This window comes from Streptomyces sp. NPDC087270, assembly GCF_044744625.1.
Lineage (GTDB): Bacteria > Actinomycetota > Actinomycetes > Streptomycetales > Streptomycetaceae > Actinacidiphila.
Window position 1 is genome coordinate 503,082 of record NZ_JBIUYR010000002.1, and the last position, 17,060, is coordinate 520,141.

At 71.5% G+C, this 17,060-nt stretch carries 14 protein-coding genes, 1 tRNA gene and 1 pseudogene; 5 read left to right on the forward strand and 11 right to left on the reverse strand.

The genetic code is table 11. The features are described 5' to 3' along the window. Nucleotides 1–15 precede the first annotated feature (15 nt). The 7 genes from ACIPAE_RS05605 to ACIPAE_RS05635 all read right to left on the reverse strand — a co-directional run bounded on the left by ACIPAE_RS05605 (nucleotide 16) and on the right by ACIPAE_RS05635 (nucleotide 8,935). A complete protein-coding gene (locus ACIPAE_RS05605) occupies nucleotides 16–732 on the reverse strand; it encodes a hypothetical protein (RefSeq protein ID WP_402443076.1) in 717 nt (238 codons plus the stop codon). Beyond that, the gene (locus ACIPAE_RS05610) at nucleotides 729–1,151 is read right to left on the reverse strand and encodes a thioesterase family protein (protein WP_329369297.1); all 423 of its coding nucleotides are present in this window, start codon (nucleotides 1,149–1,151) and stop codon (nucleotides 729–731) included. Before ACIPAE_RS05610 ends, ACIPAE_RS05605 begins: the two co-directional genes overlap by 4 nt. Beyond that, on the reverse strand, nucleotides 1,151–2,815 hold the full coding sequence (gene ettA, locus ACIPAE_RS05615; protein ID WP_402443077.1) for an energy-dependent translational throttle protein EttA: 1,665 nt from the start codon (nucleotides 2,813–2,815) through the stop codon (nucleotides 1,151–1,153). The genes ACIPAE_RS05610 and ettA overlap by 1 nt, the downstream gene beginning before the upstream one ends. Nucleotides 2,816–3,061: 246 nt before the next feature. Then, nucleotides 3,062–4,489, reverse strand: coding sequence for a thioester domain-containing protein (locus ACIPAE_RS05620; protein WP_329369293.1), 1,428 nt, complete (start codon nucleotides 4,487–4,489; stop codon nucleotides 3,062–3,064). 243 nt (nucleotides 4,490–4,732) lie between these two features. Next, a complete protein-coding gene (locus tag ACIPAE_RS05625) occupies nucleotides 4,733–5,167 on the reverse strand; it encodes a single-stranded DNA-binding protein (protein WP_329369291.1) in 435 nt (144 codons plus the stop codon). A gap of 125 nt (nucleotides 5,168–5,292) precedes the next feature. Beyond that, nucleotides 5,293–7,290, reverse strand: coding sequence for a dynamin family protein (locus ACIPAE_RS05630; RefSeq protein WP_402443080.1), 1,998 nt, complete (start codon nucleotides 7,288–7,290; stop codon nucleotides 5,293–5,295). Between the two features lie 4 nt (nucleotides 7,291–7,294). After that, nucleotides 7,295–8,935 (reverse strand): dynamin family protein, encoded by a 1,641-nt coding sequence (locus ACIPAE_RS05635; RefSeq protein ID WP_402443082.1) that lies wholly within the window; start codon nucleotides 8,933–8,935, stop codon nucleotides 7,295–7,297. A 328-nt stretch (nucleotides 8,936–9,263) separates the two neighbouring features. On the opposite strand from ACIPAE_RS05635, the gene ACIPAE_RS05640 reads away from it, so the two are divergent. Continuing rightward, a tRNA-Arg gene (locus ACIPAE_RS05640) sits at nucleotides 9,264–9,339 on the forward strand. Nucleotides 9,340–9,563: 224 nt separating this feature from the next. Here ACIPAE_RS05640 and ACIPAE_RS05645 read toward each other — a convergent pair. Then, nucleotides 9,564–10,358, reverse strand: coding sequence for an alpha/beta fold hydrolase (locus ACIPAE_RS05645; protein ID WP_402443083.1), 795 nt, complete (start codon nucleotides 10,356–10,358; stop codon nucleotides 9,564–9,566). 432 nt (nucleotides 10,359–10,790) lie between these two features. On the opposite strand from ACIPAE_RS05645, the gene ACIPAE_RS05650 reads away from it, so the two are divergent. After that, nucleotides 10,791–11,162 (forward strand): hypothetical protein, encoded by a 372-nt coding sequence (locus ACIPAE_RS05650; protein ID WP_402443085.1) that lies wholly within the window; start codon nucleotides 10,791–10,793, stop codon nucleotides 11,160–11,162. Nucleotides 11,163–11,279: 117 nt separating this feature from the next. On the opposite strand, the gene ACIPAE_RS05655 is transcribed toward ACIPAE_RS05650, so the two are convergent. The 3 genes and pseudogenes from ACIPAE_RS05655 to ACIPAE_RS05665 all read right to left on the reverse strand — a co-directional run. Next, entirely contained in the window at nucleotides 11,280–12,374 is a 1,095-nt protein-coding gene (locus tag ACIPAE_RS05655) for a phospholipase D-like domain-containing protein (protein ID WP_402443087.1), read from the reverse strand. Nucleotides 12,375–12,640: 266 nt separating this feature from the next. After that, entirely contained in the window at nucleotides 12,641–12,925 is a 285-nt protein-coding gene (locus tag ACIPAE_RS05660) for a helix-turn-helix domain-containing protein (protein ID WP_402443319.1), read from the reverse strand. A gap of 419 nt (nucleotides 12,926–13,344) precedes the next feature. After that, nucleotides 13,345–13,722: pseudogene (locus ACIPAE_RS05665) on the reverse strand (AraC family ligand binding domain-containing protein); the annotation flags it as partial. On the opposite strand from ACIPAE_RS05665, the gene ACIPAE_RS05670 reads away from it, so the two are divergent. The 3 genes from ACIPAE_RS05670 to ACIPAE_RS05680 all read left to right on the forward strand — a co-directional run bounded on the left by ACIPAE_RS05670 (nucleotide 13,679) and on the right by ACIPAE_RS05680 (nucleotide 16,633). Further along, on the forward strand, nucleotides 13,679–14,494 hold the full coding sequence (locus ACIPAE_RS05670) for a phytanoyl-CoA dioxygenase family protein (protein ID WP_402443089.1): 816 nt from the start codon (nucleotides 13,679–13,681) through the stop codon (nucleotides 14,492–14,494). The pseudogene ACIPAE_RS05665 and the gene ACIPAE_RS05670 overlap by 44 nt on opposite strands. 322 nt (nucleotides 14,495–14,816) lie before the next feature. Further along, nucleotides 14,817–15,746, forward strand: coding sequence for a SigB/SigF/SigG family RNA polymerase sigma factor (locus ACIPAE_RS05675; RefSeq protein ID WP_366410546.1), 930 nt, complete (start codon nucleotides 14,817–14,819; stop codon nucleotides 15,744–15,746). Between the two features lie 395 nt (nucleotides 15,747–16,141). After that, a complete protein-coding gene (locus ACIPAE_RS05680) occupies nucleotides 16,142–16,633 on the forward strand; it encodes a MarR family transcriptional regulator (protein WP_328464314.1) in 492 nt (163 codons plus the stop codon). Nucleotides 16,634–17,060: the final 427 nt, after the last annotated feature.

Consider the following 17,060-nt stretch of genomic DNA (forward strand, 5'->3'; position numbering starts at 1 on the left):
GGCGTCGGCCCCCGGTCAGAACGGCGACACCGTCAGTCCGGACGCCCCCGACGCCCCGCGCATCGCCACTGACCCGTACCCGGTGCGCAGCCGCACCCACGGGCCCGCCGCGAGCACCGCGACGGCCTCGTCCGCTGCCTCGCCGGACCGCCGCGCGGGCAGGAACCCGAGGGCGTGCGCGGCATGCACCACTCGCAGCGTCACCCCGGCCCCGCCGCCGGGCAGCGGCCTGCTCCACAGCTCTTCCGCGAGCGCGTCCAGCTCCGCCCGGCCACGCCGCTCGGGCACCAGCGCCTCGGTACGGTCCCGGAACTCCGCGACCGCCCGTGCCGCCACCTCCCGCACGACCGTCGCCTGCATCTCCGCGACCCGGCGCCATCCCTCGCGCGGCGGCAGCAGTCCGGCCCAGGCCGGGCCGGTGACGGACGGCGGCACCGTGAACAGCCCGCCGCCCACCGCTTCCCCGACCGCCTCCAGCAACTGCCCGGCCGACACGGTGGCGTCCACCACCGACGCTATCCCGTCGCCGCCGAGCGCCAGGCTCTTGACCGCCAGCACCCCGCCGAAGGGCGGCTGCCCGAACACGCCGAGCGCCGCCTCCCCCTCCGCGGAACGAAGCCGCACCACCGCGGCCTTGTCCCACCTCACCAGCCGCCCGAGGAACGCGGCGAGGTCGGCCTCCACCACCGCCGCCCCGCCCGGTCCCTCGGCGAAGCCGAGCCGCACGCTCACCCGACCACGGCCCCTTCATCGCGGTAGCGCTCCAGGAACGCCCGCTCCTCCTCGGTGATCCGCCGCGGCCGCTGCTCGGCCAGCAGATACGGCACCACGACCGTCGCCGCCCGCGCGTACACCGCGTCCTCGTCCTTCACCTCGTACCTGACCGTCATCGACGCGGCGTTGATGCTCTCCACCCACGTCTCGATCGCCACTGGTTCGTACCGGTGCACCAGCGGCCGCAGGTAGTCGATCTCGTGCCTGGCCACCACCGAACCGCCCGCGAACGTCCCGCCGCCCTCCCGATCCGCCAGCCGGAACATGAGGTCGATCCGCGCTTCTTCCAGATACCGCAGGAACAGCACGTTGTTGACATGGCCGTACGCGTCCATGTCGCCCCAGCGCATCGGGCAGCGGAAGACGTGCCGCGCCATCAGCCGCGCGTCAGCTTCTTGTACGTGGCCCGGTGCGGGCGCGCCGCGTCCGGCCCCAGTCGCTCGACCTTGTTCTTCTCGTACGACTCGAAGTTGCCCTCGAACCAGAACCACTTCGAGTCGCCCTCGTACGCCAGGATGTGCGTCGCCACCCGGTCCAGGAACCACCGGTCGTGGGAGACGACCATCGCCGCACCCGGGAACTCCAGCAGCGCGTTCTCCAGCGACGACAGCGTCTCCACGTCGAGGTCGTTGGTCGGCTCGTCCAGCAGCAGCAGATTCCCGCCCTGCTTGAGGGTCAGCGCGAGGTTCAGCCGGTTTCGCTCACCGCCGGAGAGCACCCCGGCCGGCTTCTGCTGGTCCGGGCCCTTGAAGCCGAACGCCGACACATACGCCCGCGACGGCATCTCGACCTGCCCGACGTTGATGTAGTCCAGGCCGTCCGAGACGACCTCCCACAGCGTCTTCTTCGGGTCGATGTTCGACCGGCCCTGGTCGACATACGAGATCTTCACCGTCTCGCCGACCCTGATGCTGCCGGTGTCCGCCTGCTCCAGGCCCTGGATCATCTTGAACAGCGTGGTCTTGCCCGCGCCGTTCGGCCCGATGACACCCACGATGCCGTTGCGCGGCAGGGTGAACGACAGGTCGTCGATCAGCACCTTGTCGCCGAACGCCTTGTGCAGGTGGTCCACCTCGACCACCACCGACCCGAGCCGCGGGCCCGGCGGGATCTGGATCTCCTCGAAGTCCAGCTTCCGCATCTTGTCCGCCTCGGCGGCCATCTCCTCGTACCTGGCCAGTCGGGCCTTCGACTTGGCCTGCCGCCCCTTGGCGTTGGAGCGGACCCACTCCAACTCCTCCTTCAGGCGCTTCTGCCGCTTGGCGTCCTTCTGCCCCTCGACCTTCAGCCGGGAAGCCTTGTTCTCCAGGTACGTCGAGTAGTTGCCCTCGTACGGCAGCGCGCGGCCGCGGTCCAGCTCCAGAATCCACTGCGCGACGTTGTCCAGGAAGTACCGGTCGTGGGTCACGGCCACCACGGTGCCCGGGTACTTCGCCAGGTGCTGCTCCAGCCACTGCACGGACTCCGCGTCCAGGTGGTTGGTCGGCTCGTCCAGCAGCAGCAGGTCGGGCGCTTCCAGCAGCAGCTTGCACAGTGCCACCCGGCGCTTCTCGCCACCGGAGAGGTTCGTCACCTGCCAGTCACCGGGCGGGCAGCCCAGCGCGTCCATCGCCTGCTCGAGCTGCGCGTCGAGGTCCCACGCGTTGGAGTGGTCGAGCTGCTCCTGGAGCTTGCCCATCTCGTCCAGCAGCGCGTCGGAGTAGTCCGTCGCCATCTGCTCGGCGATCTCGTTGAACCGGTCGAGCTTCGCCTTGGTCTCCGCGACGCCGTCCTGCACGTTCTCCAGGACCGTCTTCGACTCGTCCAGCGGCGGCTCCTGGAGCAGCATCCCCACGCTGTAGCCCGGCGACAGGAACGCATCCCCGTTCGACGGCTGCTCCAGCCCCGCCATGATCTTCAGCACGGTGGACTTACCGGCACCGTTCGGGCCGACCACACCGATCTTCGCGCCCGGCAGGAAGCTCAGCGTCACATCATCGAGGATGACCTTGTCGCCGTGCGCCTTACGCGTCTTGCGCATCGTGTAGATGTACTCAGCCAAGAGAAACCGTCCGGCAATCGAGAAGGGCCAATGTGCGGCTCCGCCGCGTGAGGGCAGATACGCCCCATCTTGCCGTACGTCCACCCGCCGGGGCGAACGGGTAGGTCAGCCCCTCAGCCCCTCACCCCCTGCCCCGGCCGAGGCCCGCGGTCCCGGCCCCGCACGACGGCAGCGGCCCGGACCGTGGCCCGGAGCCGGACGGACGGGTGGGACCGCCCGTCCGGCTGCCGTTCCCCGGCTACGGTCCTACGAGGTGGCGGAGTTCTTCTTGGCGCTGCGGCGGAAGAAGAAGACCGCTCCCCCACCGACCACCACGAGGGCGACCGCTATGCCCGCGATCAGCGGGGTGGAGTTGCTGCTACCGGTCTCGGCAAGGTTGCCGGTCCCGGACGCCGGGCTCGGCTGGTTGGCCGGCAGGGTCGGGGGCGGCGTGGCCGCCTTGCAGTCCAGCACGCCCTTGAAGGTCTTCACCGACTTGTCGGGCAGCGCGATGTCGATCTTGTAGCCCTGGTCCTCGGCGACGGGGACCGTGATCGTCTGCGACTTGCCGGGGGCGATGGTGTAGGTCTTCCCCTCCAGGGTGAAGGTGAACGCTTCGTCGCCCTTGTTGGTGGCGCTGACGTCCACACCGGACTTCGCACAGTTCACCTGCGCGGTCAGCGCCGGTATCGGGCCCTGGTCCGCCCACGTGGCCGCTGCCGTGGCCTTGATCTCGGTCTGGCTGGTGCCGGCCAGGATCATGGTCTGGCTCGACCCGCCGTCCTTCGAGTTGGTGCCCGCGAAGGCGCGGCCGACCGGCACGCTCGTGGTCGCCGACACCGTCACCGACGTGCCGCCCTCCTTGGTGCCCGCGGGCACGTCGAAGTAGAGCTGGCTGCCGTCCGAGACCGACGTGACCGGCTTGCCGTCACCGTCCACCAGCTTCACGCCGGCGGGCGCGTCGGAGGCCAGCACCGCCTGGGCCCCGCTCGCGCTGGTGTGCGCGGTCACCGGGCCGATCCGCCCGCCGGACTTGCCGGACACCGAGGACGGAGTGAGCTCCAGCGACGGCGACGGCTCCGCTACGGCCTGCGCGGACTGGTCGAGGTAGTCCGCCAGCTTCTCCGCCGCCGGATCGTCCGCGGCCGCCTTCGGGTCGTCGGAGAGCCGCCAGATCGCCACCTGGGTGCCGGCCGCGGCGGTCTCCTTGGTCAGCGACCCCGATCCCGCCGTCTTGGCCAGCGCGTCGAGGTCGTTGACCTGCGGGAAGGAGTGCTGGAGTATCCAGGTGATCTTCCCGGCCACGTCCTTGTCCCGACCCTGCTGGGTCAGGGACGTCGCGCTCCAGGGGACCTCGTGGTAGGCGGCTTTGCCGCTGGTGTCGGCGCCGTTGTAGAGGTCGATGCAGTAGGTGTAGACGGTCGTGCCGTCGCTGAGGCTCAGCTTGAACAGCCCGGCTTGCTCCGCCGCGGGCTTGCCGTCCTTGCTGGTGACGGTCGCGCCACCGTACATACCCGGCACGAGATCGCCGAGTGTGCCGGTCGCGCCACCGGACGACGCGGTGTCGCCGGCCGAGCCGGTGCCGCTGTCGGCGCCGGCCGTGGTCGCTCCGGCGAAGGCGCCGACCGCGAGCAGGCCGGCGGTGACGCCGGCCGCCGCGAGACGGGCTGCGCCCCGCCTGTAGGTCTTGGACATGAGTTTTCCCCTCCGGGCGGGGCGCCTGGTCGTGATGAGGGTTGGCCCCGCCTGTGCCGAGCCCCCGTGCATACGAACGCCGAAATCCTAGGAACCGCAGATGGCATGACCACAGCCGAGAGCAGCCTGAGCGGCATTCGAATCTCAATCGTTACGCGACCACGGACATGTTTCCGTCATTGTCGATAAATCATTGACGCAATTCACGCCAGAAATGCCGGGGCGCATTCACGCGGCAGCCACTCAGGGCCCGGCCGCCGTCAACTCCGGTTCCGGCGCGCGCGCTTCCGCCCGTGCGGCCGCGCTCACCCCGCCACCCCCGCCGGAACGGCTGAACCGGGCCACGCCGCGGGCCAGATCGTGTCCGATCGCCACCGCCTCCAGTTCCGCCGCGAGGTAGCGCCGGCCGTCCTTCTCGTCCTGCCTGATCCGCAACCTGCCCTGCACGAGCAGTGGTTCACCGAGACAGACGGACTCCTTCACGTTGCTCCCGAGGTTCCGCCACGCGCGCACGGTGTAGAAGCTCGTCGCGCCGTCGGTCCACGCTCCGCGCTCGGCGTCCCAGCGGCGCGTGGTGGTGGCCAGCCGAAATCGGGTGACGATCAGGCCGGTGGCCGTCACCTGGCTCTCGGGCTCGGTCGCCACATTTCCCACGACAGTCACCAAGGTCTCGTTCATCGCGCGTTCCTTTCGTCCGCCGCGCTCCCCTGCGGAACGCGACAAGACCATCGTGCGCGAAATCGGACGACCGAGGAAAAAAGATCCGGAAACTGTGGATAACTCGCCGGATGTGGATAACTTCGTCACTCGGACGAGTGAGACAGGCGATCCCCGCGGTTTCCGGCCGGCGCCGGCACCTCGCCGGTCCGCTGATCCGACGGCCTGCCCGCCGGCAGGAGCCGGGCGGACGCCGGCGCGGAGCCGGCCACGACCGCGTACTGCTCGCGGACCTCGCGGTAGCGCATCAGCTCGGCCGCGACCGGTTCGAGCACGCGGGCCCGGCCGCAGTCCGCCGCCGCGTCCCGCAGCCGCCGCTCGGCGGCCTGTCCGTACCTTCTGGCCGGTCCCCGCGCGGCGATCCGACACGTCCCGGAGACCAGCGGACCGCCGACCCCGCCCACCGCGACCGTGACGAGCGGCGGCCACCACGACATGTCCAGAGAGCCCGATCCGACCGCGCTCAGGCAGACCACTCCGGCCAGCGCGAGAGCCATCAGCAGCCACTGGACGGCCGCGGCCACCGACCACCAGCCGGGCCGTTCCGGCGTACGCGGCCGGGCCCGGACCGCCGCGGCGTCGAGTGCCGCCGGAAGTCCTTCCCCGCCGCGCCGCGCCGCGTCCCGCACCGCTCTCGCCCACGGCACCGGCAGTCCGCGGGCCGCGTCGGCGGAAAGCCCGCGCACCGCCTCGTCGATCACCGGCCGGGAGGCCGTCGGCCGCAGCCCGGACGGACCGCTCTGCTCCTTCGCGAGCTGCGCGGGCGGCCGAACCTCGGCCCACCGCGGCCCATTTGTACGCCGACCGAGTGAACCGGTCATTTTGCGGACGAAACGGGAACAGCCCGCAGAGCCGGCCCGTTCTCCCATCAGTCGACTCCACGGCGTGCCGCAGGCGTCCCACGCGGCACTCGACCATTCCTTCTCCGCCGACTGACCGGCACCGGCCGCTCCCACCGCGTCCGCGAGCCGGTCGACGAACTCCTCGCGCGCCGGATCGGTGAGCCCGGCGCCGCCCTCGCCGACGTAGAGCGGCTGGAGTCCGCTCGCCATGCGGTCCATGTCCGCCGCCAGCCGCCGCCCCGCAGCGGCGCGTTCGGAGACGATCTGGGCCAGCACGGCGCGCAGGTCCGGCACGCCCTGCCCGGTGAGTGCGGAGGCGGCGAGCACGACGGCACCCGCCTCGCCGTGCTCGCCGACCGCCAGCCCGTCCTCGTCGAGCAGTCGCCGCAGGTCGTCGAGGACGAGGTCGGCCGTGTCCCCCGGGAGGCGGTCGACCTGGTTCAGCACCAGCACGGTGACATCGGCGTGCCCCGCCAGCGGCCGCAGATAGCGCTCGTGCAGTGCCGCGTCGGCGTACTTCTCCGGGTCCAGCACCCAGACGACGACGTCCACCAGCCGCAGCAGGCGGTCCACCTGCTCGCGGTGGCCGGTGGCGGCGGAGTCGTGGTCGGGGAGGTCGATCAGCACCAGCCCGTCGAGGCTCTGCTCCTTGACGTCACCGAGGTCCCCGCCGGCCTCGGCGCCGTCGCCAACTGAACAGTGGGAAGCGCCATCGGGTGCGCCGGACTGACCGGGCAGGCACGGCAGTACGTGCTCCTGCCGCTCCGGGCGCCCTTGCGGCCGTGCCTCCAGCTCCGTTTCCGCCCCCGTCTCCGCGGGAGCGGGCGCTGACATGTCCCGCAACCCGTAGCGGGCGTAGCGGTCCTGCGGGGCCACGCCCAGCCGGTCCAGCAGCCCGGCCGCCCGCTCCGGCTGCCACGCGCAGGCCACCGGTCGTGAGGTGGTGGGCCTGCGCACACCCGTGGCGGACAGTTCGAGCCCGGTCAGCGCGTTGAAGAGCGTGGACTTTCCGCTGCCGGTCGCCCCGGCCATGGCCACCACGGTGTGGTCGAGTGACAGCCGCCGCCGCTCACCGACCCGCGCGAGCAGTTCGCTGCTCTCGGCCAGCTCATCCGGACTGATCCGGGTCCTGGACAAGCCGAGCAGCTCGCCGAGCGCCTCGACCCGTACGGTCAGCGGGTCGACCACCGACGGCTCGGCGGATGCGTTCGGGACGTCCAGGGCCGAGGGGCTGGTGGCCACCGGGTCACCTCTCCTTCTGTAGTACGGACAGAGCGGCGATCAGGGCGGACTGCTGACCGGCGGTGACGTCGTAGCCGTCCACGGGGGCGAGCCGGCGTTCGCGTTCACGGGACAGCAGCCCGGCGACAGCGTCGTCGAGCAGGGCACGGGCGGCATCGCGCAGCCGGACGGCGGCCTGGGCACCGAGCGTTTCGGCCAGCCGTTCGCCTGCGGGCCGGCCGGACCTGCCGCCGAGCAGCACCGTGGCCAGGAGGGTGGCGACGTCCTCCGGGTCGGCGGCCGGCCGGTCGGCGGAGCGGGACGCCCGGGCTGCGGCGTAGGCGAGGTCCGTCAGGCCGCGCCTCCACCGGCGTACGCCCTTGTCGATGCGGGCCGCGACGGCGACCCGGTCGCGGTCGGGGCGAGCGGTGGGTTCGTCGAGCAGGGCGGCACCTGCCGGCTCATGCCGCCACGCCTCGGCGACACGGTCGTCGGCCGCGTCGGTCTCGGTGCGCAGCAAGGCGGCCAGTTCCTCGGCCAGGGCGCGCTGCAGCGCGTCTGGGCCGCAGGCCGGATAGCCCTGCCAATACGCGAGCGCCTCTCCGGCCAGGAGGCTGCCGGCCTCGACGGCGGCGGCGGCGCGGGCCGCGGCCTGTTCGTAGGCGTCCTCGGCGGCGCGGGTCAGCCGCTGTGCGGCGGCGTGCTGGGCGGCCGAAGCCGCGGCCAGGGCGGGCAGTCGGCCGCGCAGCGAGTCGAGGGTGCCGACGGCGGTGCGGCGAGCGGCGTGCTGCCGGGCGGCCGGGTCCTCGGCGCAGTGTGCCAGCCAGGCGCGCAGCGCGGCGACGGTGGTCTGCGGCAGCAGCCCGGCTCCGGCGGCGGACTCGGGCAGTTCGGGGACGGTGAAGCGGGGCACGTCGCCAAGACCGGCCTTGGTGAGCAGGGCGGCGTAGTGGCGGCTGATGTCGTCGGCGACCTGGTGCGGCACCCGGTCGAGGACGGTGGCGAGGGTGACGTCGTACTCCTTGGCGGCGCGCAGCAGGTGCCAGGGGAGGGCGTCGGCGTAGCGGGAGGCGGTGGTGACGAGAATCCAGATGTCGGCGGCGCAGATGAGTTCGGCGGCGAGTTCGCGGTTGTGGCTGACCAGGGAGTCGATGTCGGGGGCGTCGAGGAGGGCGAGGCCGCGGGGCAGGGAGTCGTCGGCCTCCAGGCGGAGTTCGGCCCGCTCGGACCCGTGGCGCTCGGCGTCGGAGCGGTCCTGGCCGTCCTCGTCCGCGCGGGAGCGCTGGCGCACCGACCAGATGCGGGTCAGTCCCGGGAGCACCCTCGGGTCCGCGAACCACGCCCGGTCCTCGGGATGGCAGACCAGCACCGGGGTGCGGGTGGTGGGCCGCAGCACTCCTGAGGGGCTGACGCGGCGGCCGACCAGCGAGTTGACCAAGGTGGACTTCCCGGCGCCCGTGGAGCCGCCGATGACCGCCAGGAGCGGTGCTTCCGGTGCCTTGAGCCGGGGGACGAGGTAGTCGTCGAGCTGGGTCAGCAGTTCCTGACGGGCTCGGCGGGCCCGGGCGGCCCCGGGCAGTGGGAAGGGGAAGCGTGCGGCGTCGACACCGTCACGCAGTGCGGACAGCGCATCGAGCAGCTCGGGCCGTACGTCCAAGATCACCACAATGGCACAATGCCCCACATTGGCGTGATTTCGAAGCCTATTCGAGACGATTTGCCCTATTCGCGTCTTACGAGACCCCGATGGGACGCACGGGAGCCAGGGGGCGGAATGAGCCACCGGCATAACGAGTGCACAACAGCAGCATTTCGACCCGTCAAAAGCGATGCGGCTTCCGCGGCCACCTGGGATTATCGGACCGCTTCACCGAACCTCCACAACGTGTCACGCGGGTGAAGCACGCGGCAGCGGGTATCTGTCGCCCTATCCTTGACCCCGGTACGAGGTCACGGAACCACCCAGGGGCGGAGACAGCCGCGGCCACTGTCCGGCCCCCGTAGCTCAGTGGATAGAGCAGGTGCCTTCTAAGCACTTGGCCGCAGGTTCGAGTCCTGCCGGGGGCACCACACGGAAGGACCGAGGGGCGGCTACCAGCGGTCACATTATCCTTCTTTTTCGCTTTTGCGGGGGTGTGGACTCCTGTGAATCATTGCCGCGGATGGCTGGTTTCAGCCCCTGAGGCGGCTGTTGCCTCGGTTGCTCCGGCTACCTCCCGGATCATTCCGCCCGTGCGGCCGCCGGCTCACTATGTCGGCGGCGGTGACGCGGGCGGCCCCACTTCGGCGGACGGTCACCGGGAGAGGAAGTCGACGATCGCCGGCAGCGCGGTGGGGTCCTGGAACGGGAAGAGGTGCCCGCCGTCGAAAAGCCGCAGTTCGGTGTCAGGAACGGCCCGGGCGATGGCCTCGCTGTTGGCGACCGGCGCGATGCCGTCGTAGCGACCGGCGGCGACCAGCGTCGGGCAGGTGACCGCCGCGAGCCGGTCGTACACGTCGTGGTCCGCCCGGGCACGCAACTGGAAGTCCTCGCCCCGCCGTATCCGGTCCGGCTTGTCCGACGTCAGCCGACCGCGCATCGGGGCGACCAGAGCGCGGTCGCCAGGGTGGCCGGCCAGCCATTCGGCGGTGAAGCGGGTGTCGAGGAGGCGCGCGTACCGGGTCTCCCGCTCGCCCGGGAGGAGTTGGCCCAGCGTGTGCAGCGGGAAGGAGGAGCCGCCGCGGCCGCCGGACGAAGTGCACAGCAGCGCCAGTCGCTCGACCCGGCCCGGTCGGGTGACGGCAAGTTCCTGGGCGACCATCCCGCCGAAGCTGAAGCCGAGCAGCCGGAACGTCGGCCAGCCGAGGTGGTCGGCGAGCGCCGCCGCGTCCGCACCGAGGTCGGCCATGCCGTACGGCCCGGCGGCGGGCGCCGACCGGCCCATGCCTCGCTGGTCGAAGGCGGCCACCTCGAAGTGGCTGGTCAGGGGGATGATCAGGGGCGCCGCCTCGGCGAGCGTCCCGCCGGACCCGTTGAGGAACAGCAGTCGCGGTCCCGTGCCCCTCACCTCGTAGTGGAGGGCGACTCCGTCAAGGTCGGCGGTGGCCATCGCGTCAGCTCCTGTCCAGTCCGTTCGCGGTCCGGTCCCGCTCCGGTGCCCGTCCGATCCCGGACCGGAACGGCCCAGGCTGGGGCGAGTCGTCGGGGGAATTCTCCCGCAGACCCAAGTCGCTCCGTGCGCAAGAGCGTTCACCGGCTCAGCTCGGATCAGGGGCCACCGCACAACTCGCCCCGTACACAGGCCGATTGACGCCCGATCGCCCGTAGGTCCGATGCCACCGCCGCGTTCCGGAACCGACGGTTCCCCCGCGGCTCGGGGCCGTCCGACTCCGGTGGCGGGTGAGGTCGACCGCGCGGCGCTCACGGGCAGTCGAACGACGGCCACTACCTGGCGTTCCTGATCGGCTTCGCCGTCATCTCAGCGTCGTGGGGCCGGCACCACCGCGTCCACCGCGCCGACGCGCCGACGCGGTCGATCAACATGCTCTGGCTGCTGGTGATCGTCCTGAACCCGCTGGCGACCAAGATGCTCACCACGGAGGATCACGACAGTGTCGCCACGCACGCCCTGCGCTTCGGGTTCTACGCACTCCTGCAGGTGATCGCCGGCCTCGCGCTGCTCGCGGCGACCCGCCGCCTGACCGAGCAGCACCTGCGCACAGGAGGCGCCCCGGCACCCTCCGGCCCGGGCGACGGCCGCGACCTGCACGGCGTCACCATCGGGTTCGCCCTCTCGATCCCGGTCTTCTTCGCGACCACCTACGGATGGGTGCTCTGGATCATCTGCCCCTTCGTCGCCAACCGTCTCGGCTCCCGCGTCCGCGACCGCCAACGCGCCGGCCAGACGGCCTGATCCACGCACCGACCAGCGGCCTGAACCAGGCGCCGGCCGGCCCTCCCTCCCGGTGATCCCGGGGCCGCGGGGCCGCGGTCACTGCGGAAGGGCGGGCCGGGTGCGTCCCCGCGGGGGTCAGGACCAGGCGGTGCCGCCGGCGTAGTCGGAGGCGAGCGCCGTGTTGATACCGGAGATGATCGGTGCGGACGTGGTGATGAAGCCGAGTTCGCGGTTCTTGTTGAGGGAGGCGCTGGAGAAGTTCTGGGAGCCGACGTCGACGGTGGCGGCGCTGGTGCCGTAGTCGGCGACGATCGCCTTGGCATGGATGTAGAGGGACGCGGTGTAGGCGTAGGTGCGGACGTGGACGCCGGCCGCGGTGAGGGCGTCGAACTCGTCGGCGTACTCGTTGTCGTCGTTGGTCATGGTGACCTCGACGTTCACGCCGCGCTTGGCGGCGTTCTCCAGCGCGGTGACGACGGTGGCGTAGCCCATCTCCTCGTTCTCCACCGACAGGCTGGTGGTGGCGCCGTTGATGATCGCCAGGATCTTCGACTGGGCGTCGGTGGGGCTCCACACCAGGTGGTCGCCGTCGGTGGGGGTGATCGCGGTGCCCGCGTAGTCGGCCTCGAAGACCTTCTCGATCGCCTTGACGTCGAGGGAGTTGTTCTCGATGACGGCGAAGTCGCGGCTGGTGGAGTAGTACTGGCTGGTCAGGTTGCCGCTCATGATGGCGGTGGTGGCGTCGTCGACCGTGAGGGTCTTCTGGTGGGTGGCGGCATAGCTGGTGGAGGCCCAGTGGGTCGGCACGCCGTTGGCGTTGAGATAGGTGTACGCCGCGGTGTTGTTGGACTTCTCCAGGTTCTGGTCGAGGATCACCCGGACCGTCACCCCGCGGGCCGCGGCCGCGGCGAGGTCGTGCTCGGCGGTGGTGTCGGTCAGTTCGTACATCGTGAGGTCGATGCTGGTCGTCGCCGAGCCGATCAGGTCGTAGATGGCGCCGTAACCGGCGGACGGCTCGGTGACCAGGGTGTACGTGACCGCCGAGGGGCTGGCGGCGGACGGCCCGGCGGCCGTGGTCGTCGTGGCGGCTCCGTTCGCGCCGGCCCGGGTCGTGGCGGCTCCGGTCGTGGCGGCTCCGGCGGTTCCTGCCGTGCCGACGGCGCCGGCCGCGCCCGCGACCAGGGCGGCGGCCGCGAGCAGGCAGGCGGGACGGATGTGCGGGCGGGACATGCGCACCTCGCGTGGGGGTTGTCCGATATGACATGTACAGGACATCACGAGTCCTCGCGGTGATCACCACAGCCCAGGCGAAATCCTGGACTCGGCTTGGCAAAGTTCGTCGCCCCGGCTCCGCCCCTGACGCCATCTCCGCCGCCGCCCCGGCTCACGTCGCGGACCCGTACCGCTGCGCCCAGTCTGCGCCGAAGTCGTCCCGTCGGCAGGGGCGTTGGGCCCCGGTTCCGGAGTGATCCGGATACGCCCCCGGGGCCGACGCGCTACGGCGTGCGGAACCCGGCGCGGTACTCCCGCGGCGGCAGCCCCTTGAACTGGCGGAACCTGCGGTTGAAGTTGGCGAGGTTGGCGTAGCCGCAGTCAGCGGCGATGTCGGCGACCCGCCGGTCGGTGTCGCGCAGCAGATGGCAGGCCACCTCGATCGCAGGCGGTTGAGGTAGTCGGTGAGGGTCATGCCGGTGGTGCGGCGGAAGAAGCGGCTCACCGACGTGGGTGACATGTGGGCGGCCCCGGCGATCTCGTCCAGGCCGATCGGGCGGGTGTAGCACGCGTGCAGCAGCCGCACGATCGCGTCGACACGGTCGCCCGAGGCGCGATTGAGGGCGGGCACGTGCCGGGCGCCGGCCAGCGGGATCGCCGGCTCGCGGGTGGACAGGTCGACGAGGAGGCGAAGCAGCGCGAGGGTGCGCTCTGGTGGCGGGAGGGTGGGCAGGGCGGTGAGACCGGTGGGATCGAACGGTTCGGTCCGCCCGCCAGGCCTGGCCGGCTCCACCCGCTCGGCCGGCGCGGCCGATCGCGACGGGAAGTGGAGCCCGCGGGCGGCCCGTTCGAGCAACCGCGCCACATCGGCGAACTCGGGGCGGTCGAAGAGGTCGGGCCCGAGGAAGTCCCGCCGGAACTGCGCGACGACCGCCTCCTGCCCGACCGGTCCGACCGGTCCGACCCGCCCGACCCGCCCGGGCGTCGAGACGTACGTATGCGGCATCTCCGGGCCGATCAGCGTCAAGTCACCCGGCCCGTAGGGCTGTACGCAGTCACCGACGATACGGGTGCCGTTGCCGCGCACGATCAGCGTCAACTCGTACTCGTGGTGGAAGTGCCACTGGAAGTCGAAGCGGGCTTCGCGGCGCGCGAAGAGCTTCCAGCTCAGGGGTGCGGTGGGGACGACGTACTCGAATACCGCGCGCATGCTACTCACATGCCCTTGTCGGCGTGCATCGGGACATCCGGCGGGCAGGAAAGTACCAGAACCGGCCATCTCAGGCGTGGCCCGGTCAGGCGCCGGACGGGAGCCTTGCCGCATGACGCCGACGCCCGAGGAAGACCTGAGCACTCCGTACGCCATCGAACCGGCCGCGGTCCGGCGGTTCCACGAGGAGGGCTTCGCCAAGCTGTCCGGCGTGCTTGCCGCCAGCACCGTCGAGGCATATGAACCGGAAATCACCGCCAAGGTCGTGGAGTTGAACACCCAGCACCTGCCGCTGGCCGAACGCGACACGTACGGCAAGGCGTTCCTCCAGGTCACCAACTTGTGGCAGCACAGCGCGAAGGTACGCGAGCTGGTCTTCTCGCGGCGACTGGCCGGCATCGCCGCCGCACTGCTCGGCGTTCCGTCGGTACGCCTCTACCACGACCAGGCGCTGTACAAGGAGCCCGGCGGCGGCATCACCCCGTGGCACGCCGACCAGTACTACTGGCCGCTGTCGAGCGACCGGACGGTGACCGTGTGGCTGCCGCTCCAGGAGACGCCTGCCGAGATGGGTCCGCTGTCGTTCGCGGCGGGCAGTCACCGCTTCGCGTTCGGCCGCGACCTGCCGATCAGCGACGACTCCGAACGCGCGCTGCGGCAGGCACTCGCCACGCAGGACTTCCCGGTGGAGGAAACGCCCTACCGCCTCGGCGACGCCAGCTTCCACGGCGGCTGGACCTTCCACCGGGCCGCCCCGAACCGCTCCGCGACCGCCCGTCGGGTGATGACCGTGATCTACATGGCCGCCGACATCACCGTGGCCGAGCCGACGAACGACTTCCAGCGATCCGACCTGGCCATGTGGCTGCCGGGCACGAAGGTGGGCGGCGTGCCTGGGTCACCGCTGAACCCGGTGCTCTACGGCTGAGCCGAGGCTCGGCCGCCCCGCGGGGATGCGGGACACAGGGGCGGTAGCCGCCCGGGCCGCCGGGTGCGGCGCCGGCTCCGGAAGGCACCCGGCCAGGGGCGGACAGGAGCGCCGTTCGGGACGGGGCGCAACGAAGCCACGCAACGCCAATTTGTACACGATTGGATTATTTGACCTGTTTACGGTGGTTTGTCGGATCGGCGACCGGGCACACCCCATTCGGCCCCCTCCCCGGCGGTGACCGACCGTAGCCCCGCGGGGTCGTAGTGCGAGGAGCTGGTGATCGATGTCCCCTTCCGTCTCCGCTTCCACCCCCGCGTCCATGCCCACACCCGCGCACACACCCGCTTCCCCGCGCGGCAGGCATCCGCACGACGACGCCCCCGACACCGCCGAGGCGTTCCGCCGCCTCGCCCGGCTGCCGGACGGCGCGTCCAAGGAACGGCTGCGCCAGGAGATCGCCACGGACTGGCTGCCGATGGCACACCGCCTGGCCGGCCGTTACCGCAACCGCGGCGAGTCGCTGGACGACCTGCGGCAGGTGGCCGCACTCGGCCTGGTCAAGGCCGTGAGCCGGTACGACCCGGCGCGCGGCACCGCCTTCGAGAGCTACGCGGTGCCGACCATAGACGGCGAGATCAAGCGGCACTTCCGCGACTGCATGTGGTCGGTGCACGTACCGCGCCGGGTGCAGGCACTACGGGCCCGGGTGCGGGCCGCGCACCAGGAACTGGCGCAGAGCCGACCGGGCCGGGAACCCACCGCGGCCGAGATCGCCGAGCACGCCGACCTCACCGAACAGGAAGCCGCCGCCGGCCTGGAGGCACTGGAGAGCTTCAGCTCGCTGTCGCTGGACGCGCAGTGCCGGCAGCCGATGGACACCGGGCCCATGTCACTGGCCGACACGCTGGGCGCCCCGGACCCCGCGCTCGACGTCGTCCTCGACCGCGAGGCGGTCAAGCCGCAGCTGTGCCGCCTGCCCGAACGCGAGCGTCACATCCTCTACCTCCGCTTCTTCCGCGGAATGACCCAGAGCATGATCGCCGACCAGCTCGGCATATCCCAGATGCACGTGTCACGACTGATCAGCCGGTCCTGTTCGGCGATCCGCGCGGAGGTCGTCGGAGCCGAGCTGGCCGTGGACGCGGCCGAGGATGAAGCCGGAGGCAGCGAAACCGACCGGGCCGTGACCGAATACGACCGGACAGCCGCCCCAAAAGCCGACTCCCCGCCGCAGCGGCACGCCGCCTGACCGACCCGCACCACCCTCACGCGCCCTGAAACGAAGGGCGACCGCCCCACTCTCCGACGGAAACGCCACCCCGGCCCGGCCCGGCACCGCCGGCGCCGTGGACGAGTTCCGGCCGACGAGGAGCGTCCCCGCGGACCGTCGCGATCGCCTCCCCTTCCCCTCCTCTTCACCAGCGCATCTCCCCTCCCGCGAACCCGAACTCAGGTGAGCAGGAACGGGCATGGTTTGCCCGAAAGGGCTACGAGCGTGAATGAGCGGTGTGAGAAGGTGTGCGCCTGAGCTGCCCCCGGCAGGCTTCGAGCACCTGCCGGCATCGCGCTCGCCGCCGGGGCGATCGCGCGGGCGGTCATGGGCCACCCCGGCGAGCAAGCAAACGATGCGAGGGATCGTTGCGTATGGACTCCACACTGTCCGGGGCGACTTCGACAGCCCGGCGACGCAGACGGCTGACGAACCGCATCAAGGAGCACGTGCGGGACCTCAACGTGCAGCTCACGCTACTCAACCACCAGGTAGGGGCGCACCTGGACCTCCGAGACGCCGACCTGGAGTGCCTGGACCTGATCAGCCGGCACGGCCCGACGGGCCCGACGGCACTGGCCCGGCGCGCGGGGCTCCATCCGGCCACGCTCACCGGCGTGCTGGACCGGCTGGAACGCGGTGGGTGGGTGGTCCGCACCCCCAACCCGAGCGACCGCCGGGCGATACTCGTCCAAGTGATCAAGGAGAAGGAAGCCGAGATCGCATATCTCCTCTCCGGCCTCAGCCACGCCATGGACGACGTGTGCGCGGGGTACGACGACGATGAACTGGCGCTGATAGCCGATTTCCTGCTGCGCAGCGCCAAGGCGGGGCGGATCGCCACGGACGAGCTCACCGAAAGCTGACGCGCGCCCCCTCCCCCTTCCAAGCCCGGGCCCGGCCCCCGCACCGCACTTTCCAGCACCGGCGGTTCGACAAACGCCGTCGCGCGGGGCGCCGGGCCCGCCGATCCCCCTCGCCCCCACCGGCGCCACCCCACCGGCGATCCACGGCACCCACGCCGCCGCGCTGCCGCGCTCCCGCCCGCGCACCATCGTCCGACTGCCCCCGCCACCCCGCCGGCATCTTCGCCGACCTGGCCGGCAGCAGCGTCTCGTCCTCCCTCCGACGACGGCGGCCTTCCGCGATGCCACGCGGCCGCTGCGCCCAGCAGCTCATCTCGGCCGAGCCATCGGATGACCGCTGCTCGACCGCCGCCAACCACTCGCGGAACAAGGCGCGTTCGCCCTTCTTCTCCTCCCCCAGCATCCGTTCGCCCGAGCATCCTTCGAA

Coding starts and splice junctions, on each gene's coding strand:
- ACIPAE_RS05675 (WP_366410546.1), top strand. CDS start 14,817: ATGCCCACACCCGCGCACACACCCGCTTCCCCGCGCGGCAGGCATCCG.
- ACIPAE_RS05645 (WP_402443083.1), bottom strand. CDS start 10,358: ATGGCCACCGCCGACCTTGACGGAGTCGCCCTCCACTACGAGGTGAGG.
- ACIPAE_RS05650 (WP_402443085.1), top strand. CDS start 10,791: ATGCTCTGGCTGCTGGTGATCGTCCTGAACCCGCTGGCGACCAAGATG.
- ACIPAE_RS05670 (WP_402443089.1), top strand. CDS start 13,679: ATGACGCCGACGCCCGAGGAAGACCTGAGCACTCCGTACGCCATCGAA.
- ACIPAE_RS05625 (WP_329369291.1), bottom strand. CDS start 5,167: ATGAACGAGACCTTGGTGACTGTCGTGGGAAATGTGGCGACCGAGCCC.
- ACIPAE_RS05610 (WP_329369297.1), bottom strand. CDS start 1,151: ATGGCGCGGCACGTCTTCCGCTGCCCGATGCGCTGGGGCGACATGGAC.
- ACIPAE_RS05620 (WP_329369293.1), bottom strand. CDS start 4,489: ATGTCCAAGACCTACAGGCGGGGCGCAGCCCGTCTCGCGGCGGCCGGC.
- ACIPAE_RS05680 (WP_328464314.1), top strand. CDS start 16,142: ATGGACTCCACACTGTCCGGGGCGACTTCGACAGCCCGGCGACGCAGA.
- ACIPAE_RS05655 (WP_402443087.1), bottom strand. CDS start 12,374: ATGTCCCGCCCGCACATCCGTCCCGCCTGCCTGCTCGCGGCCGCCGCC.